Annotated in this window: 8 protein-coding genes; 3 read left to right on the top strand and 5 right to left on the bottom strand. The window is 44.9% G+C overall.

Features of this window, described 5'->3' with window-relative positions; genetic code table 11:
* Positions 1 to 2,660 (bottom strand): beta strand repeat-containing protein (locus LCD34_RS19520; protein WP_411910443.1); only part of this gene is annotated, 2,660 nt, incomplete at its 3' end.
* A 175-nt stretch (positions 2,661 to 2,835) separates the two neighbouring features.
* Here LCD34_RS19520 and LCD34_RS19515 point away from each other — a divergent pair.
* Complete coding sequence (locus tag LCD34_RS19515) at positions 2,836 to 3,855, top strand: LLM class flavin-dependent oxidoreductase (RefSeq protein ID WP_026050100.1); 1,020 nt, start codon at positions 2,836 to 2,838, stop codon at positions 3,853 to 3,855.
* A 38-nt stretch (positions 3,856 to 3,893) separates the two neighbouring features.
* Here LCD34_RS19515 and LCD34_RS19510 read toward each other — a convergent pair whose 3' ends face one another.
* Positions 3,894 to 4,514 (bottom strand): acetate uptake transporter, encoded by a 621-nt coding sequence (locus LCD34_RS19510; RefSeq protein ID WP_017359502.1) that lies wholly within the window; start codon positions 4,512 to 4,514, stop codon positions 3,894 to 3,896.
* Between the two features lie 148 nt (positions 4,515 to 4,662).
* Between LCD34_RS19510 and LCD34_RS19505 the strand changes: the two genes are divergently transcribed.
* Positions 4,663 to 5,484, top strand: coding sequence for a uroporphyrinogen-III synthase (locus tag LCD34_RS19505; RefSeq protein WP_024719426.1), 822 nt, complete (start codon positions 4,663 to 4,665; stop codon positions 5,482 to 5,484).
* 39 nt (positions 5,485 to 5,523) lie between these two features.
* Here the strand turns inward: LCD34_RS19505 and LCD34_RS19500 are convergent, their stop codons facing one another.
* The 3 genes from LCD34_RS19500 to LCD34_RS19490 are packed head-to-tail and all read right to left on the bottom strand — an operon-like array spanning position 5,524 to position 7,473.
* On the bottom strand, positions 5,524 to 6,126 hold the full coding sequence (locus LCD34_RS19500) for a DedA family protein (protein ID WP_007499192.1): 603 nt from the start codon (positions 6,124 to 6,126) through the stop codon (positions 5,524 to 5,526).
* 53 nt (positions 6,127 to 6,179) lie between these two features.
* Positions 6,180 to 7,061: a UTP--glucose-1-phosphate uridylyltransferase GalU gene (gene galU, locus LCD34_RS19495; RefSeq protein WP_017359504.1), complete on the bottom strand. Its 882-nt coding sequence runs from the start codon at positions 7,059 to 7,061 to the stop codon at positions 6,180 to 6,182.
* Between the two features lie 4 nt (positions 7,062 to 7,065).
* Complete coding sequence (locus LCD34_RS19490) at positions 7,066 to 7,473, bottom strand: GtrA family protein (RefSeq protein ID WP_025207470.1); 408 nt, start codon at positions 7,471 to 7,473, stop codon at positions 7,066 to 7,068.
* A gap of 167 nt (positions 7,474 to 7,640) precedes the next feature.
* Here LCD34_RS19490 and LCD34_RS19485 point away from each other — a divergent pair, with 167 nt between their 5' ends.
* Positions 7,641 to 7,871, top strand: coding sequence for an excisionase family DNA-binding protein (locus tag LCD34_RS19485; RefSeq protein ID WP_008346618.1), 231 nt, complete (start codon positions 7,641 to 7,643; stop codon positions 7,869 to 7,871).
* The last annotated feature ends 8 nt before the right edge of the window (positions 7,872 to 7,879 follow it).

Below are 7,879 nucleotides of genomic sequence, written 5' to 3'. Positions count from 1 at the left end.
CCAGTAGGTCCGGTATCTCCAGTAACTCCGGTGGCACCGGTTGGCCCAGTATCACCAGTAACTCCAGTGGCACCAGTAGGCCCGGTATCACCAGTTACACCAGTTACACCAGTAGCACCGGTAGGTCCGGTATCACCAGTTACACCAGTAGCACCGGTAGGCCCGGTATCACCAGTTACACCAGTCGCACCGGTAGGCCCAGTATCACCAGTTACACCAGTAGCACCGGTTGGACCAGTATCACCAGTTACACCAGTTACACCAGTCGCACCGGTAGGTCCGGTATCACCAGTTACACCAGTAGCACCGGTAGGCCCGGTATCACCAGTTACACCAGTCGCACCGGTAGGACCAGTATCTCCAGTTACACCAGTAGCACCGGTTGGACCAGTATCACCAGTTACACCAGTCGCACCCGTATCTCCGGTAGGCCCGGTATCACCAGTTACACCAGTGGCTCCAGTAGGCCCAGTATATCCAGTTACTCCAGTATCACCGGTAGGTCCGGTATCTCCAGTTGCACCAGTATCACCGGTTGGACCAGTAGGTCCGGTATCTCCAGTTACACCAGTGGCTCCGGTAGGACCAGTATCTCCAGTTACACCAGTGGCTCCGGTAGGGCCAGTAGCTCCAGTTACTCCAGTTACTCCAGTAGCACCGGTAGGACCAGTATCTCCAGTTACACCAGTATCACCGGTAGGTCCGGTATCTCCAGTTGATCCTGCTGCAGCCAGTAATGTGTAGTCTGGGGAAGTATCTGGTGTACCTGTCGGTGGTGCAGTATTTACTACATACGTACTGCCATTAAAGGTCACTACTTGCCCTACCGGGTAAGTAGGACTTACTACCGGATCAAACGCTTCAATTCCTGTTAATCCTACACCGGTAGGCCCGGTATCTCCAGTAGGCCCAGTATCTCCAGTATCTCCAGTATCACCGGTTGGACCAGTATCACCAGTAACTCCAGTCGCACCAGTAGGTCCGGTATCACCAGTTACACCAGTAGCACCAGTAGGCCCGGTATCTCCAGTATCTCCAGTATCTCCAGTAACTCCGGTGGCACCGGTAGGCCCGGTATCTCCAGTAACTCCGGTGGCACCAGTAGGCCCGGTATCTCCAGTTACACCAGTATCACCGGTTGGACCAGTATCTCCAGTATCACCAGTAGGCCCGGTATCACCAGTTACACCAGTATCACCCGTAGGACCAGTATCTCCAGTTACACCAGTGGCACCCGTAGGGCCAGTATCTCCAGTTACACCAGTGGCACCCGTAGGGCCAGTATCACCAGTTACTCCAGTCGCACCGGTAGGTCCGGTATCACCAGTAGCACCAGTATCACCGGTAGGCCCAGTATCTCCTGTTACACCAGTGGCACCAGTAGGCCCGGTATCACCAGTAGCTCCAGTAACTCCGGTGGCACCAGTAGGCCCGGTATCACCAGTAGCTCCAGTAACTCCGGTGGCACCAGTAGGCCCGGTATCACCAGTAGCTCCAGTAACTCCAGTGGCACCAGTAGGACCAGTATCACCAGTCGCACCAGTATCACCGGTAGGCCCAGTATCACCAGTTACACCAGTAGCACCAGTTACTCCAGTATCTCCAGTTGATCCTGCTGCAGCCAGTAATGTGTAGTCTGGGGAAGTATCTGGTGTACCTGTCGGTGGTGCAGTATTTACTACATACGTACTGCCATTAAAGGTCACTACTTGCCCTACCGGGTAAGTAGGACTTACTACCGGATCAAACGCTTCAATTCCTGTTAATCCTACACCGGTAGGCCCGGTATCACCAGTTACACCAGTCGCACCGGTAGGCCCAGTATCACCAGTTACACCAGTCGCACCGGTTGGACCAGTATCACCAGTTACACCAGTCGCACCCGTATCTCCGGTAGGCCCGGTATCACCAGTTACACCAGTGGCTCCAGTAGGCCCAGTATATCCAGTTACTCCAGTATCACCGGTAGGTCCGGTATCTCCAGTTGCACCAGTATCACCGGTTGGACCAGTAGGTCCGGTATCTCCAGTTACACCAGTGGCTCCGGTAGGACCAGTATCTCCAGTTACACCAGTGGCTCCGGTAGGGCCAGTAGCTCCAGTTACTCCAGTTACTCCAGTAGCACCGGTAGGACCAGTATCTCCAGTTACACCAGTATCACCGGTAGGTCCGGTATCTCCAGTTGATCCTGCTGCAGCCAGTAATGTGTAGTCTGGGGAAGTATCTGGTGTACCTGTCGGTGGTGCAGTATTTACTACATACGTACTGCCATTAAAGGTCACTACTTGCCCTACCGGGTAAGTAGGACTTACTACCGGATCAAACGCTTCAATTCCTGTTAATCCTACACCGGTAGGCCCGGTATCTCCAGTCGCACCAGTATCACCGATTGGACCAGTAGCTCCAGTAACTCCGGTAGGACCAGTAACACCAGTAGAACCTCTTTTTACAATCTTAGTATTTGTTTTTTTTCGTCCTTTTGCTTTAGCACAAGTGCTGTGATGTTTAACAACTTTTTTCTTTTTACATTCTCGTTTAAGAAGAGGGCAATCATCAAATGTAGGTCTATCGTGACGAGATTTTCTGTAATGAGGTTGCCAATCATGATTTTTTCCGCAAAAGGGACATTTGTTAACGTACTGGTTATACAAATTCCCCATCTCCTAAAAGTTAATATTTTATTCTATGTGGAAATTTAAAAAGCGGAATTGAGCTTAATGATATTTTTTAGTTCGAAGTTCATCGAATCAAATCATTTAAAAGTTAAATCATTTTATGTTATGGTGTTGAAAGAATGAAACTAGTATGATTTTTGAAAGAAATGGGGCAGCATGTATGAGTCAATCAGTTTTACAACACACAGCATATTCCGTGTTAAATTTATCCTCTGTAACAGAAGGTGGCACAATCAAAGAGTCATTTGAACATAGTATGGATTTAGCAAAAAAAGCTGAGAAGTGGGGCTACCATAGATATTGGCTTGCAGAGCATCATAATATGGAAGGCGTTGCGAGTTCAGCAACATCCGTCTTGATTGGATATATTGCTGGAGGGACTGAAAAGATCCGCGTTGGTTCTGGGGGGATTATGCTTCCAAACCATTCTTCACTCGTCATTGCAGAACAATTTGGAACACTGGAGACTTTGTATCCAGGGAGAATTGACTTGGGTCTTGGCAGGGCACCAGGAACAGACCAGTTAACAGCAAGGGCACTTAGACGTAATCTTCATAATGGGGAGGATTTCCCTGAGCAGCTTGAAGAACTTCGGCAATATTTCAAACCGACTGGTCAGGTCAAAAAACATGTAAGAGCCGTTCCGGGAGAAGGATTGGATATCCCGATTTGGCTTCTTGGTTCAAGTGGTTTTAGTGCAAGGCTTGCAGGAGAACTGGGACTGCCATTTGCCTTTGCCGCACATTTCTCCCCTAAAAATACCATTCCTGCTTTAGAATTATACAGACAGTCATTTCAACCTTCAGATGTGTTAAAAGAACCTTATGCGATGGTTGGTGTCACGGTTTTTGCTGCTGATCAAACAGAGCGGGCTGAATATTTGGCGACGTCTCATTATCAGCGATTCTTGAGCCTTATTCGTAATACACCAGGAAAACTCAAAGCCCCTGTTGAAAGTATGGATGGGTTATGGAGTCCATATGAGAAGGCGATGGTGGACGAACAATTAAGTTCGACGATGATCGGGGATAAACAAAAGGTGAAAAAAGAGTTAGAAGCCTTTATTGAAGCGACTCAAGCAGATGAAGTCATGATTAATTCTGATATGTTTGACCATCAAGAAAGAATGCGTTCTTATGAAATCATTGCAGAGATATTTCAAGAGGAACAAGAAAAATAAGAATAAAAAAAGAACTGCCAAGAGCAGTTCTTTTTTATTTATGCTTTAGTAAACACGCGAAATGGTTGTCCAACTGGCAGTACTGTACGACCAAAATGTGTATTCAGCACAACAGCTGCAGAACCATAAAATGAAAGAAGAGAAATAATCAATTCTGCAATACCAGCCATCGTATGAGTCACATCGTACATCACACCAAACGAGCTTAGGGACAGGCCAATGAATAAGAAATCAATAAAGACGAAAATCAAAAACAATACTTTATGTGTTTCCATTGCACCGATCGTCATAAATAAGCTGAAAATCAAATAACCAATAAAAGCAAAACCTAGTTGTTTTGGGTCCGCAGCTCCCGCAAGCGTTTTCCCAAAAACGCCAGCTTGAATGAGCCAAGTGGTTCCAACACCCATCCAAAAAAGACCAAATGCGCCGAAGGCAGTGGCTCCAAAAATATTATGATGCTTTGAATCTTGTATGGACGCGATCAGCTGCGCGATTCCTCCAAGGAAGATAGCCCAAGGTAAAATAAGAGATGTGCCATCTGTGATTCCTAGTTTTTGTGAAGACGCAACAAGCGTCACCATTGCTAAACCAAACAAACCAAGTGGTGTTGGGTCAGCGATTGATAATCGAATTGCTTGAACACTCTGTTTTTCCATAATGACCTCCTACAATTTGCACTTACAAAAGATACTCGAATTCGATAGAAACGTCAAGCTCTTTTTTAGTAGACACTTGCAACGTCTTCCAAATAAATCTATATTTAATACAATACATCATACATGTGATAGAAAAAGAGGGATGAGAATGAGTAAAGGCTTAGCTGGAAAGACCATTGCCATATGCGGAACAAGAAAAACAGAAGAAATGCGTACACTTGTTGAAAAGCAAGGAGGACAAGCTGTTATTCGTTCTCTTCAGGGCACCGTATTTTTAGCCAAAGAGGAATTAAAGCCAGGCATAGAAACCTTTGTAAAGAAGGGAGCTGACTGGGTCATTTTAACAACGGGTATCGGCACAGACACATTAATTGAAAGTGCAGAAGAGCTGCAGCTTGGAGAAGCATTTATGAACATTTTATCAAGTGCCCATATCGCTTCAAGAGGATACAAAACGTTCGCGGCTCTAAAAAAACACGGCATTCAGCCAGATGTTTCTGATGAAGATGGAACCGTTCGTGACCTCATTTCAAAGTTAGAAGACAAAGAACTTCAAGGTAAACGGGTCATGGTGCAGCTTCACGGCGAAAATGCACCAGCTCTCATTGACTTTTTACATCACAAGGGAGCAGACGTTTTGCAACTCATGCCATATCAGCACACGCCCCCTGAACCAGAGGCGGCAGACACTTTGCTTCAAGAAATGAAAGAAGGGAAGGTCCATGCCGTTTGTTTTACAACTGCTGTTCAGGTTCATGCCTTTTTCAAACTAGCAGAAGAATGGGGCAAAAAAGAAGAACTGCAACATCTATTCGAGCAGCATGTATTAGCTGTAGCTGTTGGAAAAGTCACAGCTGAAGCATTAAAAGAAGAGGGGATAAGCCGAATTCTAGCCCCTTCACTTGAAAGAATGGGTGCAATGATTATGGAATTATCTCAATATATGAAAAAACAATCGACGCACGCATAGAAAAAACGCCTTTCACATGACGAGTGAAAGGCGTTTTTGTTAGATTGTCCGTTTTCGATTTGTGCGAATTTTTTTCAAAACGAAATACAGTACGATGAGAACGATGGCAATGACCATAATTGGTGTTGTATACGTGTGAGCGACACTTTGAATGTGGTCCCATTTTGTCCCAAGCTGCATTCCAAGGTAAATAAATAGGATGGACCAAGGGATGGCGGCTAATCCGGTCAAAAGAACAAATTTGAGAAATGGCATCTTTGCAATACCAGCTGGAATTGAGATCGCGTGGCGCACGACTGGGATAAAACGAGCTGTAAATACGACACCAGTTCCATATCGGTCAAACCAGCGTTCTGCCGTGGCAATATGATGCTCATGGATGAATAAATACTTCCCATACTTTGTTAAAAAAGGTCTTCCGCCGTAAAGGCCGATCCAGTAAATAAAGCACTGGGCAAGTGTTCCTCCAATAACCCCAGCGATGACGGCTCCAACAAATCCTATGCTTCCTGTTGACACCATATATCCGCCGTAGGCAAGTACAATTTCACTCGGGATAATTTCAATCATCAGTCCAAGTGCAACACCTGCGTAACCAAGGCTTGTCAGCCAGGTTAAAATTTCATTAAACAAGGTTCCCATTCATTTCACTCTGCCTTTAAATACGAATTTTCTTCAAGCATCCTTATAAGAGCCTATGCTTGTTTTGCTTCTCTCATGAGTATGCTTTGCATATATGCTAGCATGGCTGTCCGCATATCATGACGCATCAATCCAATTTCAGCCGCTGCCTTAAATGAGCCCAGCTTATCACCAACGTCAAATCTCATCCCATCTAATTGTTTTGCATAAATGGGTGATTCATGTGCAATGATTTTCAGCGCATCTGTCAGTTGGATTTCGTTCCCGGCACCTCTCTCAATTCCTTGTAGAATAGGAAAAATCGATGGTGTTAACAGATACCTGCCCATCACGGCTAAATCGGAAGGAGCTTCATGAATAGCTGGCTTTTCCACTAAGTCTGTGACTTCAAACACTTGACCGTCTACTCTAGCTGGTCTTATCATACCATACTTACTGACATCTAGACGATCCACTTGCTGGACGCCAATGACCTCTCTTTGTTTATCTTCAAAGACTTCCATGAGCTGAGAGAGTGCAGGTCTTTCTGACACCATGACATCATCACCTAAAAGGACCGCAAAAGGATCATTGCCAGTAAAATGACGTGCACATAATACCGCATGTCCAAGACCTAAGGGCTCCTTTTGACGAATATAATGAATATTGGCCATATCCGCAATATGTTTGATTTCAGCCAGCTGTTCATTTTTTCCTTTTTCAAGCAACGTGTGTTCTAGCTCAATCGAACGGTCAAAGTGGTCTTCAATCGATTTTTTATTTCTTCCTGTGATAATTAGTATATCTTCAATGCCTGATTGAACAGCCTCCTCAACTATGTATTGAATGGCGGGTTTGTCGATAATCGGCAGCATTTCCTTTGGCTGTGCTTTCGTTGCGGGTAAAAAACGTGTGCCTAATCCGGCTGCTGGTATAACGGCTTTTTTGATATTCATTGAATCATCGCTCCATTTCTGATGGTTTATTTTCTGATGGAAACACCCATAGGCGGCTTCCAGTAAAAGTGATCATCATGCCAAGAAGGGTACCAATCGCTTTACTAATGAATAATGAGAAACCTGCTTGCTGCATGACATATAAGACAACATAGGTGAGGAGGCACGCTGCGCCGTTGACTGTGGCCCACTTGATCCATTCCCACTTGTCAGCTTTCTTTTTCACTTGGAACGTCCATTTTCGATTCCAAACATAACTGTTCAGCATTCCTGCGGTATAGGACAGGCACTGTGCAAGAAAAGAGGGAACAAAGCAAGCAGTTAAAAAAAAGAAGAACAGAAAGTCAATCATCGTATTGCTAGCGCCTACAGTTAAAAATGCGGCATAGGTCCGAATATTTTTCTTTGTCATGCGAAGGATCATCACCTCCTAGTGTTTGAGTGGGTGTATGAATACTGTACAAAAGCGAGTTGACGAATCAGTGAAGAAAAGATGAAAAAAACATGAACAAGCGATATCTGTTTTTTCACCAGCTCGTGATATAATTTGTAAGATGAAACGAACGGTGGTGCACATGCATGTATTTAACAATTGGAGAAACAGCTGAATACTTAGAAGTATCTGAAGCATATGTTGAAAAATTAATTCAGCAAAAAAAGATTCGTTACGTATTTGACGGGGAATCGTATCTCATTTATCAAGGGCAGTTTCAAACCCATATGAAACAGCTAGAACAATATAAAGAGCTCATTCAAGACATCTTAAATGAACCAATCCCTGAGGACCCGGACGTAAAAGATGAAGATTAAAAAAGACT

Source organism: Bacillus sp. RAR_M1_44 (genome assembly GCF_020165935.1).
GTDB lineage: Bacteria > Bacillota > Bacilli > Bacillales > Bacillaceae > Bacillus > Bacillus altitudinis.
The sequence above is the reverse complement of the archived record's forward strand: the minus strand, read 5'-3'. Positions and strand labels throughout refer to the sequence as shown.

What these genes read in the sequence shown, in the direction of transcription:
- LCD34_RS19515 (WP_026050100.1), top strand. Translation starts at nt 2,836, where the DNA reads ATGAGTCAATCAGTTTTACAACACACAGCATATTCCGTGTTAAATTTA.
- LCD34_RS19510 (WP_017359502.1), bottom strand. Translation starts at nt 4,514, where the DNA reads ATGGAAAAACAGAGTGTTCAAGCAATTCGATTATCAATCGCTGACCCA.
- LCD34_RS19505 (WP_024719426.1), top strand. Translation starts at nt 4,663, where the DNA reads ATGAGTAAAGGCTTAGCTGGAAAGACCATTGCCATATGCGGAACAAGA.
- LCD34_RS19500 (WP_007499192.1), bottom strand. Translation starts at nt 6,126, where the DNA reads ATGGGAACCTTGTTTAATGAAATTTTAACCTGGCTGACAAGCCTTGGT.
- galU (WP_017359504.1), bottom strand. Translation starts at nt 7,061, where the DNA reads ATGAATATCAAAAAAGCCGTTATACCAGCAGCCGGATTAGGCACACGT.
- LCD34_RS19490 (WP_025207470.1), bottom strand. Translation starts at nt 7,473, where the DNA reads ATGACAAAGAAAAATATTCGGACCTATGCCGCATTTTTAACTGTAGGC.
- LCD34_RS19485 (WP_008346618.1), top strand. Translation starts at nt 7,641, where the DNA reads ATGTATTTAACAATTGGAGAAACAGCTGAATACTTAGAAGTATCTGAA.